At 64.2% G+C, this 15,596-nt stretch carries 13 protein-coding genes; 6 read left to right on the forward strand and 7 right to left on the reverse strand.

The window, feature by feature from the left end:
* Positions 1 to 40: 40 nt before the first annotated feature.
* Positions 41 to 1,480: a dihydropyrimidinase gene (gene hydA, locus AB1N67_RS13685; RefSeq protein WP_043206953.1), complete on the reverse strand. Its 1,440-nt coding sequence runs from the start codon at positions 1,478 to 1,480 to the stop codon at positions 41 to 43.
* Positions 1,481 to 2,020: 540 nt separating this feature from the next.
* On the opposite strand from hydA, the gene AB1N67_RS13690 reads away from it, so the two are divergent.
* Positions 2,021 to 3,511, forward strand: a complete 1,491-nt coding sequence (locus tag AB1N67_RS13690; protein WP_367863064.1) for an NCS1 family nucleobase:cation symporter-1 — start codon at positions 2,021 to 2,023, stop codon at positions 3,509 to 3,511.
* A 47-nt stretch (positions 3,512 to 3,558) separates the two neighbouring features.
* Positions 3,559 to 4,845: a Zn-dependent hydrolase gene (locus AB1N67_RS13695; protein ID WP_367863065.1), complete on the forward strand. Its 1,287-nt coding sequence runs from the start codon at positions 3,559 to 3,561 to the stop codon at positions 4,843 to 4,845.
* 163 nt (positions 4,846 to 5,008) lie between these two features.
* Here AB1N67_RS13695 and AB1N67_RS13700 read toward each other — a convergent pair whose 3' ends face one another.
* The 6 genes from AB1N67_RS13700 to AB1N67_RS13725 form a co-directional block, all read right to left on the reverse strand.
* On the reverse strand, positions 5,009 to 5,590 hold the full coding sequence (locus tag AB1N67_RS13700; RefSeq protein ID WP_090344796.1) for an NTP transferase domain-containing protein: 582 nt from the start codon (positions 5,588 to 5,590) through the stop codon (positions 5,009 to 5,011).
* The gene (locus AB1N67_RS13705) at positions 5,587 to 6,558 is read right to left on the reverse strand and encodes an XdhC family protein (RefSeq protein ID WP_367863066.1); all 972 of its coding nucleotides are present in this window, start codon (positions 6,556 to 6,558) and stop codon (positions 5,587 to 5,589) included. The genes AB1N67_RS13700 and AB1N67_RS13705 overlap by 4 nt, the downstream gene beginning before the upstream one ends.
* Before the next feature lie 3 nt (positions 6,559 to 6,561).
* The gene (locus tag AB1N67_RS13710) at positions 6,562 to 7,773 is read right to left on the reverse strand and encodes a cytochrome c (RefSeq protein WP_332773030.1); all 1,212 of its coding nucleotides are present in this window, start codon (positions 7,771 to 7,773) and stop codon (positions 6,562 to 6,564) included.
* Positions 7,774 to 7,775: 2 nt separating this feature from the next.
* The gene (locus tag AB1N67_RS13715; protein WP_043206967.1) at positions 7,776 to 8,315 is read right to left on the reverse strand and encodes a (2Fe-2S)-binding protein; all 540 of its coding nucleotides are present in this window, start codon (positions 8,313 to 8,315) and stop codon (positions 7,776 to 7,778) included.
* Positions 8,308 to 11,139 (reverse strand): xanthine dehydrogenase family protein molybdopterin-binding subunit, encoded by a 2,832-nt coding sequence (locus AB1N67_RS13720; RefSeq protein ID WP_289717412.1) that lies wholly within the window; start codon positions 11,137 to 11,139, stop codon positions 8,308 to 8,310. Before AB1N67_RS13720 ends, AB1N67_RS13715 begins: the two co-directional genes overlap by 8 nt.
* 246 nt (positions 11,140 to 11,385) lie before the next feature.
* Positions 11,386 to 11,685 carry a hypothetical protein gene (locus AB1N67_RS13725; RefSeq protein ID WP_043206972.1) on the reverse strand — a complete coding sequence of 100 codons (300 nt, stop codon included), beginning with the start codon at positions 11,683 to 11,685 and terminating at the stop codon, positions 11,386 to 11,388.
* Positions 11,686 to 12,082: 397 nt separating this feature from the next.
* Here AB1N67_RS13725 and AB1N67_RS13730 point away from each other — a divergent pair, with 397 nt between their 5' ends.
* The 4 genes from AB1N67_RS13730 (at position 12,083) to AB1N67_RS13745 (ending at position 15,580) form a co-directional block, all read left to right on the forward strand.
* Entirely contained in the window at positions 12,083 to 12,946 is an 864-nt protein-coding gene (locus AB1N67_RS13730; protein WP_043206975.1) for a sensor domain-containing diguanylate cyclase, read from the forward strand.
* 92 nt (positions 12,947 to 13,038) lie between these two features.
* The gene (locus AB1N67_RS13735) at positions 13,039 to 13,668 is read left to right on the forward strand and encodes a hypothetical protein (RefSeq protein WP_367863067.1); all 630 of its coding nucleotides are present in this window, start codon (positions 13,039 to 13,041) and stop codon (positions 13,666 to 13,668) included.
* A gap of 94 nt (positions 13,669 to 13,762) precedes the next feature.
* The gene (locus tag AB1N67_RS13740; protein ID WP_367863068.1) at positions 13,763 to 14,419 is read left to right on the forward strand and encodes a cupin domain-containing protein; all 657 of its coding nucleotides are present in this window, start codon (positions 13,763 to 13,765) and stop codon (positions 14,417 to 14,419) included.
* Positions 14,420 to 14,905: 486 nt separating this feature from the next.
* Positions 14,906 to 15,580 carry a cysteine hydrolase family protein gene (locus AB1N67_RS13745; protein WP_070571620.1) on the forward strand — a complete coding sequence of 225 codons (675 nt, stop codon included), beginning with the start codon at positions 14,906 to 14,908 and terminating at the stop codon, positions 15,578 to 15,580.
* Positions 15,581 to 15,596: the final 16 nt, after the last annotated feature.

Consider the following 15,596-nt stretch of genomic DNA (forward strand, 5'->3'; position numbering starts at 1 on the left):
GTTCGTGGTGTCTGAAGGGCTGCCAGCGCAGCCCTCAGGCTCAGCGGCTGACGGGCGTCGGCCGCTGCTGCTCGGCACGTCGGCCCAGCACTTCGTACACCGCTGGGTAGGCCGGACGCTCCACATAGCGCCCTGCCCCGGGCTCGGCGCGCAAATCGCCATCGGCCCAGCACACGCGGCCCTGGCTGATGGTGTGGCTGGGCACGCCACGGACCGTGCGCCCCTCGAAGATGTTGAAGTCCACTCGCTGGTGATGGGTCTGGGCGGAAATCGTGCGTGTGCCTTGGGGGTCCCAGAGCACCAGGTCGGCATCGGCCCCAACGCGAATGGCGCCCTTGCGCGGGAACAGGTTGAAGATCTTCGCGGTGTTGGTGGAGGTCAGCGCGACGAACTCGTGCATCGACAGGCGCCCGCTGTTCACGCCGGCGTCCCACAGCACCGCCATGCGGTCCTCGATGCCGGCGGTGCCATTGGGAATGCGGCTGAAGTCGTTGCGGCCCATGGCCTTCTGCTCGGCGCAGAAGCAGCAATGGTCTGTCGCGGTGGTATGCAGACTGCCCGATTGCAGCCCACGCCACAGCGCTTGCTGATGTTCGCGCGGGCGGAACGGCGGGCTCATCACGTAGCCTGCGGCCGTGGCCCAGTCAGGGTCGCGGTAGACGCTGTCGTCGATCAGCAAATGGCCCGGCAGCACCTCGCCGTACACCGGCTGGCCCTTGGCCCGGGCGTAGGTGATCTCATCCAGGGCTTCGCGGCTGGAGACATGCACTAGGTACAGCGGTGTCCCGAGCGTCTCGGCGATGCGAATGGCGCGGCTGGCGGCTTCGCCCTCGACCTGGGAGGGACGCGACAGCGGATGCGCTTCTGGCCCGGTCAGGCCTTGGGCAAGCAACTTCTGCTGCAAGTGGAACACCAGCTCGCCGTTCTCGGCATGCACCGTGGGCACCGCCCCCAGTTGCAGGCAACGTTCGAAGCTGGCCACCAGGGTGTCGTCGGCCGCCATGATGGCGTTCTTGTAGGCCATGAAGTGCTTGAAGCTGTTCACCCCGTGGTGGGCGACCAGTTCGCCCATTTCTTCGGCCACCTGCTCGCTCCACCAGGTAATGGCGACATGAAAACCATAGTCGGCGGCGGATTTCTGCGCCCAGCCACGCCAGGTGTGGAAAGCCTCCAGCAGCGATTGCTGCGGGTTGGGGATGACGAAGTCGATGATCGACGTGGTGCCACCGGCAAGGCCTGCGGCCGTGCCGCTGAAGAAGTCCTCGCTGGCTACCGTGCCCATGAACGGCAACTGCATGTGAGTGTGGGGGTCGATGCCGCCTGGCATCAGGTATTGGCCGCTGCCGTCGAGAATCTCGCAGTCGGCCGGTGGGTCGAGGTTTTCCCCGATGGCGCGGATCAGGCCATCGGCGCACAGGACATCTGCGCGATAGTGTTCTTCATGCGTAACCACGGTGGCGCCACGGATCAACAGGGACATGCCGTTTTCCTCGCAGGCTGACCGGTCAAGGCCGGTTCTTGAAATTGTTATGTGGCCTAGGCCTGGAAAGGAACATGCAATCCTGTCAGACCTGACAAGATTGGAATCTAGTTGCTGATCCGGGTTTGGTCAAAAAATTAATTGGCAAAACCGTCAATCATTAACATCTTGTTTTTATTAGTTTTTTATAAAAAACAGGAAAAACAGCGGACCTCGAACCAGCTTGACTCACTTGACAAGAAGCGAAATTGGTCGAGATTTTCCATGCAAATTCAGCTGTTTGAAATCTGGTCCGTACAACACGAAAACAGCGGGCGCGGCAGGTGCCGCGCCCGCTGTTGTTGTCGAGAAATGCTTTGCAGCGCATTACCTTCGGTCGGCGGCGGCCATCCGGGAAGGTCCAGGGCCAACCCGGCACGTTTGTTGAGTGCGGCCCCAACCGCCTGGCCGGACCGAAGGTGCAGTACTGGTGGTGTGTGTACTCCGGCCATCGCATCAGCCCGATGAGCGAACAACTACAAGAAAAACCTGGAGAGCCCCATGCAACAGAGCAGATCGCAAGTGATCGAGCAGGACGGGCTGTTTGAGCTGTCCGCCGGCAGCGATGTCCTGGACAGCCCGCGCTACAACCACGACATCGCACCGACCAAGGTGCATCAACGGACCTGGAACAAATGGCACATCACCGCCCTGTGGGTGGGGATGTCCATCTGTGTACCCACCTACACACTCGGTGGCGTGCTCACCGCCTATTTCGGTCTGAGCGTCGGCGAGGCGTTGCTGGCGATCCTGCTGGCCAACCTGATCGTGTTGATTCCCTTGACGCTCAATGCCTTTCCCGGCACCCAGTACGGCATCCCCTTCCCCGTCCTGCTACGCGCCTCCTTCGGCATCCTGGGCTCCAACGTGCCCTGCCTGATCCGCGCAGTGGTCGCCTGCGGCTGGTTCGGCATCCAGACAATGTTCGGTGGCCTGGCCATTCACCTGTTCCTCGGGTCGCTGTTCGAGGGCTGGAAGTCGTTGGGCGGCACCGGCGAGGTGATCGGTTTCATGGTGTTCTGGTCGCTCAACTTGTGGGTGGTGCTGCGCGGTGCGGAGTCGATCAAATGGCTCGAGACCCTGTCGGCCCCACTGCTCGTGGCGGTGGGCTTCGGCCTGCTGATGTGGGCGCTGCCGCACATGTCGATGACTGAGTTGCTGGCCCAGCCGCCCAAGCGTCCGGAAGGCGCCAGCGTGGTGGGCTACTTCTGCGCGGGGCTCACGGCCATGGTGGGGTTCTGGGCGACGCTGTCGCTGAACATCCCGGATTTCAGCCGTTACGCCAGGAGCCAGAAAGACCAGATCCTCGGGCAGATCTTCGGCTTGCCGCTGACCATGTTCCTGTTCGCCTCCCTGGGCGTGATCATGACGGCGGCCTCGGCGTCCCTGGTCGGTGAGACAGTGTCGGACCCTGTCAGCCTGATTGGTCACATCCAGAGCCCAGGCTGGGTGGCACTGGCCATGGCGCTGATCATCATCGCCACGCTGTCGACCAACACGGCGGCGAACATCGTCTCGCCCACCAACGACTTCCAGAACATCGCCCCACGGCTGATCGGCCGTAGCCGCGCCGTGTGGCTCACCGGTTTCATCGGCCTGGCCCTGATGGCTCACGAGCTGTTGAAAAAGCTTGGCTGGATCGTCTCGGACCTGAGCCTTGAGAGTGTCTATTCCAATTGGTTGCTGGGCTACTCCAGCCTGCTCGGGCCGATTGCCGGAATCATGGTGGTGGACTACTTCCTGGTCCGCCGGCAACGCCTGGACCTGGCTGGTCTGTACCGTGACGACGTTTACCCCGCCTGGAACTGGGCGGGCTTCGCCGCCTTCGCCCTGCCCGTGGCGCTGACGATCATGGCCATCGGCAACGACCGCTTCAGCTGGTTCTACGACTACGGCTGGTTCACAGGCTCGGTGCTCGGCGGCACGCTCTATTACGCCCTGGGCAGCGTGGCGCTGCGCAAACCCAGCCGACTGGCCAAACCAATACCGTGACGCAAGACCTGCGCCCAACCGGATAACAACAGCCTGAGGAGATATCCATGAGCACTCCCGCCCAGCATGTCCTGCAATCGAGCGAGCGCCATATCGACAGTGCGCGCCTGTGGCAATCCCTGATGGACCTGGCGCGCCTTGGCGCCACCGCCAAGGGTGGCGTCTGCCGCCTGGCCCTGACCGACCTCGACCGCCAGGCGCGCGACCTGTTCGTGAAATGGAGCGAGGCCGCCGGTTGCGACGTCAGCATCGATGCAGTCGGTAACATTTTCGCCCGCCGGCCAGGACGCAATCCGAAGCTGCCACCGGTGATGACCGGCAGCCACATCGACACCCAGCCCACCGGGGGCAAGTTCGATGGCTGCTTCGGGGTCATGGCCGGCCTGGAAGTGATCCGCACCCTCAATGACTTGGGTGTGGAGACGGAGGCGCCATTGGAAGTGGTGGTATGGACCAACGAGGAGGGCTCGCGCTTTGCCCCGTGCATGATGGGCTCAGGCGTGTTCGCCGGTAAGTTCACCCTCGAAGAAACTTTGGCCAAAGTCGATGCCCAGGGAGTGACCGTCGGCGAGGCGCTCGATGCTATCGGCTATGCCGGTCAACGGGCCGTGCTCGGTCACCCGGTGGGTGCCTACTTCGAGGCGCACATCGAGCAAGGGCCGATCCTCGAGGACCAAGCCAAGACCATCGGCGTGGTGCTGGGCGCCTTGGGCCAGAAGTGGTTCGACCTGACCCTGCGCGGCGTCGAGGCCCATGCCGGTCCAACGCCGATGCACCTGCGCAAGGACGCCCTGGTGGGCGCCGCCGACGTGGTGGCCGCGGTCAACCGCGCCGCACTGAGCCATCAACCGCACGCCTGCGGCACCGTGGGCTGCCTGCAGGCCTACCCTGGCTCGCGCAACGTCATCCCCGGCGAAGTGCGCATGACTCTCGATTTTCGTCACCTGGAGGGTGAGCAGCTGGATGCGATGATCGCTGAGGTCCGCCAGGTGATCGACAGCACCTGCCAGCGGCATGGCCTGAGCTACACGCTGACACCGACCGCGGACTTCCCTGCCCTGTACTTCGACACAGGTTGCGTCGAAGCCGTGCGCGACTCGGCGCGCAACCTGGGCCTGGCGCACATGGACATCGTCAGCGGTGCGGGGCACGACGCGATCTTCCTCGCCGAGCTTGGCCCTGCAGGGATGATCTTCGTACCCTGCGAAGGCGGCATCAGCCACAACGAAATCGAGAATGCCACGCCAGAGGACCTGGCGGCCGGCTGCGCGGTGTTGCTGCGCGCCATGCTGGCGGCTTCGCAGGCGATTGCCAGTGGGCGCCTGGCGGCCTAGCCAGACGGAAGACCATCGAGGCTGCTGCGCAGCCCGGCGCAGGACAAGCCCCCTACCCACAAGGACAGCACCACTGAGCCTGTGGATGGGGGGTTATCTAAGCGTCGAACCGCCGCGAAGCAGACCGTGCAGCGGTGGCCGGTATTCGCGAGTGAACCCGCTCTTACAGGGGCGAGGCCCTTGCCGCCAACGCGTCCGGCGTATCCACATCACGCAATACGCCGGCGTCGTCCACCTCGAGCAGCACGCAGCAATCCCGGTGTGAGCGCAGCACCGAGCGCGCACCTTCGTCGCCAGTAAGGCGCATCAGTTCCGGCCAAAAGGTACGGCCGAACACCACAGGATGCCCCTGTCGCCCCCCATGCGAGGGCAACAGGATGCTGGATGCCGAAGCGGCCTGCGCCATTCGCCGCAAGGTGTCCGGCAAGATCCAGGGCATGTCCCCCAACAAGATGGCGACCGCGTGGGCATTGCCGTCCTGAAGCGAGGCCACGCCCGCCGCGAGGCTGTGGCCCATGCCCAAGGCAGCATCCGGGCTGGGGACCACGCGGCAGCCGGCAGGCAGTCCCAACTCCTGCATGCCTTCCCCCTCACGCAGCACCACCCGCACCTCGTCGAACACGGCCAAGGCCTGCTCGACACTGTGCGCCAACAGGCTACGCCCGTCAGCCAGAGGCGCACGGCGCTTGTCGCTGCCGAAACGCGCACTGCGTCCGGCGGCCAGTACCAGCGCAACGACCGTCACAGCGCCTCGCGGGCGATGCCGCTGCGGGTACGCAGCACATCCGCAAGCACTGCCAAGGCGATTTCCGCAGGTGTCTTGCTGCCCAGGTTCAGGCCGATGGGAGCGTGAACCCGCCCCAGCGCCTGCTCATCCAGCTTGCCGATGCGCTGGAGGCGTTCCCGGCGTTTCTCTGAGGTGGTGCGCGAACCCATCACCCCAATGTAGAACGCCTCGGTGCGTACCGCTTCGAGCATGGCCAGATCATCGATCTTGGGATCGTGGGTCAGGGCCACGACCGCCGTGTCGCGGTGGCAGCCGCCATTGGCAATGAACACCGACGGCAGCTCGCGACGAATCTCGATGCCGTCGAGCTCCACCCCGTCGAGCACCTCCTCGCGGGGTTCGCAGAGGATGACTTCAAAACCAAGCCCCTTGCCGAACTCCGCGCAGAAGTGCGCGACGCTGGAATACCCTGCCAGCAGCAAACGCTGGGCCGCGCCCACCCGCAGATGGACGGCGGCCTCGTCGTAGGCCACCCGAGGCCCCTGCTCGATATCGTCGCTCAACCGGCGCTGGCCATCGTGCAGGCTCACCTGGCGTAACAGCCGACGCTGGCCGAGCAAGGCCGACTCCAGCTCGCGCAAGTGCGCCTGCACGTCGCAATCCGCTGGCAGGTTCTCCACCAGGACATCGAGCACACCGCCGCACGGAAGCCGAATATTCGAGCGGCTGTCGCTACCATCGCCATAGCGCACAACCGCGACCGGCCCTGCAAACTCGCCTTCGCCGACCCGCGCCAGGAAGTCTTCCTCGACGCAGCCGCCAGAAAGCGACCCCACCCACTGCCCGCGCTCATTGACCGCCAACAGCGAGCCCGGCGCACGGGGCGCCGAGCCGTAGGTGAAGAGCACGGTGCACAGCCACACACGCTGGCCCTGGCCGGACCATTGCAGCGCCTGTCGTACCACTTGCAGATCAAGATGCTGCACGGCTCACTCCGTCTTCAGGTTCGCCAGCTGCTGGGTACTCAAGTCCCCCGGCAGCCCGCCCCATGCTTCACGCAGGTAGTTGACCAGGTCGGTGACTTGCCCGTCGTCGAGCTTGTCGGCAAAGCCCGGCATGGGCTGCATGCGCTCGAAACCGGTGAACTGCTGCTCGCGGATGCCTTCGAGGATCACCTTGGCCAGGTTGCGCGAGTCGGCCTGGCGCAGCACGGTGTTGCCCTGCATTGCGACCGCGATGTGCGGCTTGCCCTCGCCCTCGACGCCATGACAGCCGGCGCAGACGTTGAGGTACTGCTGGCGGCCACGCTGGGCGCTCTCGCCGAGCTGGTCCACCGGCACGGCCTGCACGACCTTGGCCTTCGGTGGCTGGTCACCCAGCAGATAGGTCGCCATCGCGGCCAGGTCGGCGTCTTCCAGATGCTGGGTGCTGTGGTGCACCACCGGGAACATCTCGTTGAACATGCTGCCCTGGCCACTGATGCCGTGCTTGAGGAACGTGGTCAGGTCCGGCTGGGTCCAGCCGCGCTCGGCCAGGTCCTGGGCCAGCAGGCTGGGTGCCAGGTAGCCGGCCAACAGGCCGCCGGTCAAGCGCTTGTCCTGCTCCAGGGCGCCGATACGGTTACGCGGGGTGTGGCATTCGCCGCAGTGGCCGAGTACCTCCACCATGTACTGCCCGCGCTGCCAAGCCTCGCTCTTGCCCTCGGTGGCCTGCAACTGCACGCTCTTGCCGTACAGCATGTTCCAGCCGGCCAGGCCCATGCGCACGTTGAACGGGAAGCTCAGGCTGGTTTCAGGCGCGGGCCGGTTGATCGGCGGCACGGTCATCAAGTACGCGTGGATGGCGTCGGCATCCTCGCGCTTGATCAAGTGGTACGAGGTGTAGGGCATCGCCGGATACAGGTTGGCGCCGTCCTTGCGCTTGCCCTCGGTGAGGGCGGCGAAGAATTCGTCGCGGCTGTAGTCACCGATACCGAACTGCTTGTCCGAGGTGATGTTGGTGCCGTAGATAGTGCCGAACGGAGAATGGATCGGCAGGCCGCCGGCGAACGGCGCACCGCCTTCGGCCGTGTGGCAGGCCATGCAGTCGGCCGCGCGGGCCAGGTATTCGCCACGCTTGACCTGCGCCTGGTCGGCTGCCTGTACACCGAGCGACAGCGCCGCACCCATGGCCAGCGCCAGGCCCGAAAGAACGTGCCTCATGCTCAACCCTCCTTGACCAGGCCGAGGTCACTGAGCACTTCGCGAGTGGCGTCGTAGTAACGCACATACCCGGTGCAGCGGCAGATGTGATGGCCGAGACTGGCCTCGATGGCCCCTTCGAGCTCGCTCTTTTTCAGCGGCTGGCGCTGGGCCTTTTCCACCAGCACGGTGGCGGCATTGACGAAGCCGGGTGCGCAGTAGCTGCACTGGAAGGCGAAGCGGTCGACGAACTTCTGCTGGATCGGGTTCAGCTCACTGAGGTTGCCCGCCTCGTCATGCTTGGCATGGCCCTCGATGGTGCGCACCTTCTTGCCTTCGAAGTAATGCGCGCCGGTGATGCAGGTGCGCACTTCCTCGCTGGTGCCGTCAGGGTTGTCGACGATCACCACGCAGGCGTGGCAGATGCCCTGGCCACAGCCCAGGCGGGAGCCGGTGAGGTTCTGGTATTCGTGCAGGTAGTCGATCATTGCCAGGTCTTCAGGCACTTCGGCCGGACCGACGGTTTGACCATTCAAGGTCATTTGAAGCGGGCGGTTAGCCATTGAGGGCCTCCTTGACGCGGGCGGGGGTGATAGGCAGGTCGCGAACACGCTTGCCGATGGCATGGGCCACGGCGTTACCGATCGCGCCGACCACCGGGATCATCACCACTTCGGCGATGCCCTTGGAGGGGTCGGTCGGTGACAGTGGCGGCAGGATCTCCGATGTCTGCTGCCACACTGCCACGTCCTTGGCCATCGGCAGGCGATAGCGGTTGAAGTTCCAGTCGCCCTCGCCCGGGCCACCTTCGTACAGCGGCATTTCTTCGGTCAGTGCATGGCCGATGCCCATGGCGATACCGCCTTCGAGCTGGCCCTTGACCAGTTCCGGTACCAGTACACGGCCACACTCCACCCAGCTGTGGTGGTTGAGTACCTGCACCTGGCCGCTGCCTTTGTTCACTTTCACCTGCACCAGGGTCGCCACCGGGCTGTAGTAAGTCACCATGGCGTTGTTCAGCTGGGTGGCCGGATAGGCGGCGTTCTGGCGGTCCAGCAGGTGGTAGCTGGCGCTGTTCATCTGCGCTTTCTTGACGTTCGGCGCACCGTCGCCGTACTTGACCGCCATCGCATCGAGCGGCAGGCGCTCACGCACGCCATCGATGACGAAATCGGATTCAGCCCAGCTCCAGCGGTTGAATGCGTGGACGCTGACGCCGGTCACCAGCCCCATCTCATGGGCTTTCTTGGCCAGCTCGGCGAACGGGATCGGGGCCAGGCCATTGCCGGTGAGTTCACCGTTGACCCAGACCGCGTTCTCGCGGCGCACCACCAGCGGGTTGGCCTGCCCACCGAACGGGCCCTGGCGCCACAGCGACAACGCCGCCGGCCACAGGCCATGGTTGAACAGCACCCGAGCGGCTTCGCGCGTGGCGTGGCTAAAGTAGAAGGCCGAGTTGGTCGCCGAGGATGGCGAGGCCAGCTTGCCGACCCAGCGCGGGTCACGCAGGGCAGCGTCCTGCTCGGCCTGGCTCATCAGATAGGGGTTGCCGTGGGTGGCCAGTTGCAGCTCCGGCCACTCGGTCTCGGCGGTTTTCACTTCATCGGCCGGACGCCCCAGGAAGTCGCTGACCACGAACGCCTGGGAGGTCGACATGCCAGTGCCCAGTTCGGTGCCGATATGACGCAGGCTGATACGCCCGTCGGCCGTGAATTCGATGCTCGCCATGGGCGCTTCGGCACCCGTGCCAAAGTCCTTCTGGCAGATGGCAAAGCCCACGCCGTACCAGTTGTCGGCGTCCTTGGCTTCCATAGCCTTCTTGTAGGCGTCGCGGTTCTTCCACAGTTCGTGGGCGCTGGCCTTGTCGAGGATCTCATGCAGGCGCAAGGCCCCGGCGGGTACGGCGCCCTGGGTGTTCTTCATGCCCGACTTCAGGGCATTGACCCGGCGCAGCTCGATGGCATCCACACCCAGGCGACCGGCGATCTCGTCGACCATCATCTCGGTCGCGGCCATGGTCTGCAGGGTGCCATAACCCCGCATGGAACCGGCCTCGACACCGCGGGAGTGGTAGGCGGTCACGGCCAGATCGCTCTGAGGCATGTAGTAGATCGACTGCGCCGCGGTCGCGCCCACGGCGGCCACCGAGGAGCTGTAGTTGGCGCGTCCGCCACCGTCGACACTCATGTCGGCACGGAAGATCTTGAACGACATGTCTTTCTTGTCCACCGCCAGTTGGTAGTGGATGTCGAACGGATGGCGCTTGATGCCGCTCTGGAACTGCTCGTAGCGGTCGTTGGCCAGGCGCACGGGCACACCGTTGCCGTACAGGGCCGCGACGGCAGCGTAGAACACGAAGATGTTGTTGTCCTTGGAGCCGTAGCCGACCGTGTAGCCGGGGTGCATGTTCAGCGTCTTGAGGGCAAAGCGCGACGGTTTGATCATGTGCACGCATTCCTGTGCCACCTCGAAGGGGCACTGCGTCGCCACCACGAAATGCAGGGTGCCGCTTTGCGGGTCGTACCAGCCGTTGCCGTTGTCCGGCTCGAGCGCTGCCGGTTCGATCGAGGGCGTCTTGTAGCGCTCGTCGAACACCAACCAGTCCTCAGGGGCCTGCTTGAGCTGCTCGGCCATGCGATCGGCATAGAACAACCCTTGCTCGGTGAGGGTGCCGTGCTGCTTGGGCTCGTTGGTCCAGACCGGTTTGCGGTTGAGGATGGTGGGGAACAGCATGGAGTTCTTCAGGCTGGAGAACTCGTCCTCCTCGAACGGCGTCTTGCCCGCCACCCGCACGAAACGGAAGCTGCCATAGGGGTCGCCTTGATACAGCGGCGCTTGGGCGCCGTAGCGGATGGCCTTGTCGTTGAATTGCAGCTTGAGCTTGGCCTGGCGGTAACGCTCGAAGTCGTTCCAGATCAGGATCGCCACCGGGTGGCCGATGAACATCGGCACCTTGCCAGGTGGCAGCAGCGGGTCCGGCGAGTGGGCCTCAGGCCAGGCGATGCCATCCTTGTGCAGGTCCTCGGCGGTGACGACGCGGTCCGGCTGCAGGTCGGCGCCCAGCCAGGCAAGGTCCAGGCCTGCATAGATGCGGTCGGCCTTGATGGTCTTGAGCAACAGGGCGTGGCCTTGCTGCTGCGGCCAGCCGGGCATGTCCTTGGCGCGGATGTCGCGGGCGAACACCTTGTTGCCGCACACCTTGGACAGCGCATCGTTGCGAAAACGTGTCTTGCCGTCATGGCTCATCCACTTCTGCGGGGAAGTGGTGACACTGTTTTCCATCAGGGCGGCGAAGGCCGGGCTGCCGAGCGGTGCGAGGGTCACCCCTACGCCCGCAATCACGCCGCCTTGCAGGAAGGCGCGCCGGGAAATATCACGGTGGGTCATGCTTCATCCTCTGGGCAGAGCGCGCCTGCCCATGACGTATTCTGGTACTTGATAGCTCGGAGGGCGGAATCACTGACGTTCCGAAAGCAAGGTCGGAGTGGAAATCACAAAAACTGACCTTGGCGTCAAGTTTAGCGCAACGACCGCGCCTCTGGCAAAGTCAAGCAGACAACTTGTCGCGCCGATGTACGAACTTTCGCCACAGGCATTAAAGATGAAGGTTTTTCGGTCACAGGGCTCGGGCCATCAGCGCTTGCACTTGGCCAACACCACCTGACAGGTATGCGGTGTACCGCCGGAGCGGCTTGCGTAGCGCATGCAGTTGTGAAGGGACTTTTGCCGGGCAATGCTCATGCTCGCCCCCCAGGCCAGACCGCCCTCGCCCGCTGTCGGCAAGGCCTTGGCATAGCAGTTAGACCCCGCCGTCGCTGCGGCATACCGAGCCGTGCTGGCTTTGCTGCTGCAGCCGGCGGCCAGGGCGAGATTGATGGCGAGCAAGGTGCACAAGGCCCATGGCGGGCTCTGGCGCGCAGGTTTTCCCCACATTTGGAGGACTCCAGAATCAAAAGCTGCAGAGCCTGGCCGGTCTGCCTGAAGATTTCAACCGCGACTATTGGCCCGTGAAACTTCAGACGATTTCGACCACCCGTGAAGCCAGAACCAGTTAAAGCACGCACAACACCACCAGCAGCACCGTGTGGTAAGGCAACTTGGCCAAGCGGTGCAGCGTATCGCTGACATTGAGCAACAGCAGCACCGCCGAGACCAGGATCAGGCTCCCAACAGAGCGGTGCCCGCATTAGCGAAATTCTAGAAGAACTTGAACGACTTGCCGGCCATCGCCAGCGAGGGTTTTCTTGCCCGCCCCAGTAGTGACGCAGGCATGAGCCTTGTATGCTGTCCTGCGCCGCGAACGCCCTTCTGCACCGGACTCCGCTGACCTATGGCCGTCGACCTCCAAGCGCTTTACCCCAAGTTGATCCACCTGATGCTGGACACGGTCTTTGTGGTCGACCGGGACAACGAAATCGTCTTCGTGAGTGACGCCTGCGAAACCCTGCTCGGCTATCGAGCCAGCGAGTTGGTCGGCACCCCGATCACCCACTACATGCACCCCGACGACCTGGAAGCCACCCGCGCCTCGATCATCCGCATCATGAATGGCCAGCCCCATGTGGATTTTCGCAACCGTTACATCCGCAAGGATGGCGGCGTGGTGCACATCCTGTGGGCGGCCTTCTGGTCCGATGAGGTCGGGGCTCGCATCGGCGTGGCGCGCAACGTCACGGCCCTGGCCCAGGCCGAGAAGGAGCTGCGCTTTCTCGCCCACCACGACCCGCTGACCCAGCTGGCCAACCGCTCGCTGTTCAATGACCGGCTGGAATCGGCCCTGCGCACGGCGCACCGCCAACAGAGCGCACTGGCGCTGCTGTTCGTGGACATCAACGACTTCAAGGGCATCAATGATGTCCATGGCCATGCGGCGGGCGACCGCGTGCTGTGCACGGTCGCCCGACGGCTCGAAGCCTGCGTGGGCAAGACCGACACCGTGGCACGCATGGGCGGTGATGAGTTCATCGTGCTGTTGACCGACATCCCGTCGCACAGCGCGGTGGCCGAAAAGATCGCGCAGATCCTCGCGGCCATGGCCGAGCCGTTGGGCGCCGAGTTCGGCGAGGTCGAGATGCCTTCCTGCAGCATCGGCGTGGCCTGCTACCCGGCGGACGGCGAGGATGCCGACGCGCTGCTCAGCCATGCCGATCACGACATGTACCGGATCAAGCGACAGCGTTCGGGCACACGCTGATACGCGCCTGAAATCAAGCGTTTGAGACAACCTGGCGCGATTGCGCGATACTATTGTGCCACCACTTTTTTTCTGGAAAAGGACTTCACCCCATGAAGCGTCTGTTTGCCTGCACCCTGGTCGCACTGGCCCTGGCCGGTTGTGACAAAACCGAGCAGAACACCGCCCAGGCCACCGTACCCGCCGGACAATGCGCCAAGGACATCGACTGCAAAGGCGATCGCATCTGCGAAAGCGGCCAGTGCGTCAGCCCGCAGCCCCCGCAAGCCCTCGCCGCCAAGCACCCGGTGGCGCCGGAACTGGCCCCCGCTGCACCGACCATGGCCTACGAAACGCTGCTGGTCAGCGGCGACAGCGCAGGTCCCTTCAGCATCCAGCGCATGGAACTGGGGACCGCGCTGATGTACCCGTCGCGGGCCGGCGTCGTGAACGTCATGGAGTCGGTCGTCGAAGATGTCGAAGCCACCGGCTATGTCACCATCGAGAAGGCCTATTCGTTCGGTCCCAGCAAGTACGTCGTGGTGGTGTCCACCGGTGAAGGTGGTAACGCCTGCCCCGCGTCCACCTATGTTTTCAGCTTCGACGCCAAGGGCGAGTACGTGGACGGCAAACAGGAAGTCGATGGCTGCTCCGAAGTGGTCGAGTCGCTGGCCGAGGGCAACAAGCTGACGATCAAGAAGGATGGCGTCGCGACGGTGGTGTACAACGGCGTCGTGCAGTAACGGAGACGCCCAAGCCCAGCGCCAGCGCTGGGCTTTTTTTACGCTCGATTTTCGGGCCATGGCGGTGGATCATCAGTCGGTCGGATGTGTGGAGATGACTTCGATGGTAATGCCGGCCCTGATCAATGCCGACCTGCGGCAAACGGTGATCGTGCATGGACATGCCCTGCCCTGGATTCCCAGCCCGCAAGCCGGGGTGGAGCGACGCCTGTTGTTCCGCATCGGACAGGAGCAGGCCCGCGCCACTTCGCTGGTGCGCTATGCGCCTGGCAGTCGGTTCAATGCCCACGCCCATCCGGGGGGTGAGGAGTTCTTGGTGCTGGAGGGGGTCTTCGAGGACGAACAGGGTCAGTATCCAGTTGGCAGCTACATACGCAACCCACCCGGCAGCCAGCACTCGCCGGGGTCTGCCCAGGGCTGCGTCATCTTCGTGCACTTGCGCCAGTTCCATCCCGAGGACCATGAACGCGTGGTCGCACAGGTGCCCGAGCAGGGTGACCAGCTACTGTGGCAAAGCATCCATGAACGGGTTTGGGTGCAGCAGGCCCAGCCCGGACAGACACTGAACATTGCCAACCCGCGAGGTCTGGAGCTGTTCGTACTCGACGGCCAGTTACAAGGTGACGACTTCGCGTTGCGGCCTTGGAGCTGGATGCGCCGACCGCCGGGGGCTGCGGTTCAGGCGGTGGCGGGCGATGCCGGGGCGCGGATCTGGATCAAGGATGCCGCGCTGGACCTCACGGCCTGTTGATTCAGCGCAAATCGCTACTTTTGGTATCACCGTATTACGGTATACCTAGAAACACGCCCCCGCTAAGCACCCCAAATGCCCCTGCAATGCGCCTTACGGCCAAAACGCCAATAATGGCCCGACGTTTGCTTTGCTCCTGCTCAACCGTTCCAAGGCGCACCTCACATGGGCACTTTTTTCACTCTCACAGGCAATCGTCGTCACGCTGCCCTCTGCAGGGCAGGCGTTGACAGACATGACCTGCCCAGTGCCATGCAAGGCTTCCTTCGCCATGGGCGCGCGCCCGCCCAGGTCACCCTGCCACGCCTGCCTGCCTGCGTGGCAGCCAAACAGAACGGGTTCTGGCAAATAGTCGCGTAAGTCCCCTTCGAGCGTCGTCTCGACCTTCCCACAAGCGCCCGGCTCGCCTGGACGCTGCGACTGTTCGTTCGCCCTCAAGGCGCCTCCTGCGACGGCGCCAGGGGCACTGTACCCGAGTGATTTACCATGACCTGTACCAGCGCACTTCTCGTGATCGACCTGCAACAGGAGGACGGCTTCCCCCTGGAGCGTTTCGACCAAGTCGTCGGCAACGCCGGCGCCCTCATCGGCGCAGCCCGCCGCCTTGCCATCCCCGTGATCTACACCCGCCACGTGAACAACGCCCAAGGCCACGACCTGGCGCACGGGGAGCCGGTGGACGAGCATGGCCAACCGACCAGCTACCGCGCCGGCACCTCGGCGGTGGAGGTCCTCGACGCCCTGGCGCCACACGCCGGCGACCAGGTGTTGGACAAGCACCGTTACAGCGCCTTCCATGGCACCGACCTGGCGCAGCGGCTTCGAAGCCAGGGGATCGAGCATCTGGTGGTGTTCGGCGTGCTGACCGATGTGTGCGTCATGACCAGCGTGTTCGATGCCTACCAGCACGGCTTCACCCTGAGCCTGGTCGCCGATGCCTGCACGGCCACGACGCTGGGTGCGCACTATTCAGCCCTGATGATCCTCTCCAACTGGATCTACGGGCTGGAGATCTTCTCCACGTCACAGCTGCTGCGCCATTGGCAGCAGCAGCCGGCAGGCTCGGTGCGCACCGATACGCCCGACCACCTCGCCTTCCACCCCGAGGCATTCGTCGACGCGATCCAACGCTTCGAACACCGCCTTGCCCATGATTGCTGAGTGTGGAGAGATCCTG

The sequence above is a fragment of the Pseudomonas guariconensis genome (genome assembly GCF_040822035.1).
GTDB classification, from domain to species: Bacteria; Pseudomonadota; Gammaproteobacteria; order Pseudomonadales; family Pseudomonadaceae; genus Aquipseudomonas; species Aquipseudomonas guariconensis.

Bases quoted from the DNA above. Each gene is read 5' to 3' on its own strand.
- hydA (WP_043206953.1), bottom strand. From the start codon at position 1,480: ATGTCCCTGTTGATCCGTGGCGCCACCGTGGTTACGCATGAAGAACAC.
- AB1N67_RS13690 (WP_367863064.1), top strand. From the start codon at position 2,021: ATGCAACAGAGCAGATCGCAAGTGATCGAGCAGGACGGGCTGTTTGAG.
- AB1N67_RS13695 (WP_367863065.1), top strand. From the start codon at position 3,559: ATGAGCACTCCCGCCCAGCATGTCCTGCAATCGAGCGAGCGCCATATC.
- AB1N67_RS13710 (WP_332773030.1), bottom strand. From the start codon at position 7,773: ATGAGGCACGTTCTTTCGGGCCTGGCGCTGGCCATGGGTGCGGCGCTG.
- AB1N67_RS13715 (WP_043206967.1), bottom strand. From the start codon at position 8,315: ATGGCTAACCGCCCGCTTCAAATGACCTTGAATGGTCAAACCGTCGGT.
- AB1N67_RS13720 (WP_289717412.1), bottom strand. From the start codon at position 11,139: ATGACCCACCGTGATATTTCCCGGCGCGCCTTCCTGCAAGGCGGCGTG.
- AB1N67_RS13725 (WP_043206972.1), bottom strand. From the start codon at position 11,685: ATGTGGGGAAAACCTGCGCGCCAGAGCCCGCCATGGGCCTTGTGCACC.
- AB1N67_RS13730 (WP_043206975.1), top strand. From the start codon at position 12,083: ATGGCCGTCGACCTCCAAGCGCTTTACCCCAAGTTGATCCACCTGATG.
- AB1N67_RS13735 (WP_367863067.1), top strand. From the start codon at position 13,039: ATGAAGCGTCTGTTTGCCTGCACCCTGGTCGCACTGGCCCTGGCCGGT.
- AB1N67_RS13740 (WP_367863068.1), top strand. From the start codon at position 13,763: ATGACTTCGATGGTAATGCCGGCCCTGATCAATGCCGACCTGCGGCAA.
- AB1N67_RS13745 (WP_070571620.1), top strand. From the start codon at position 14,906: ATGACCTGTACCAGCGCACTTCTCGTGATCGACCTGCAACAGGAGGAC.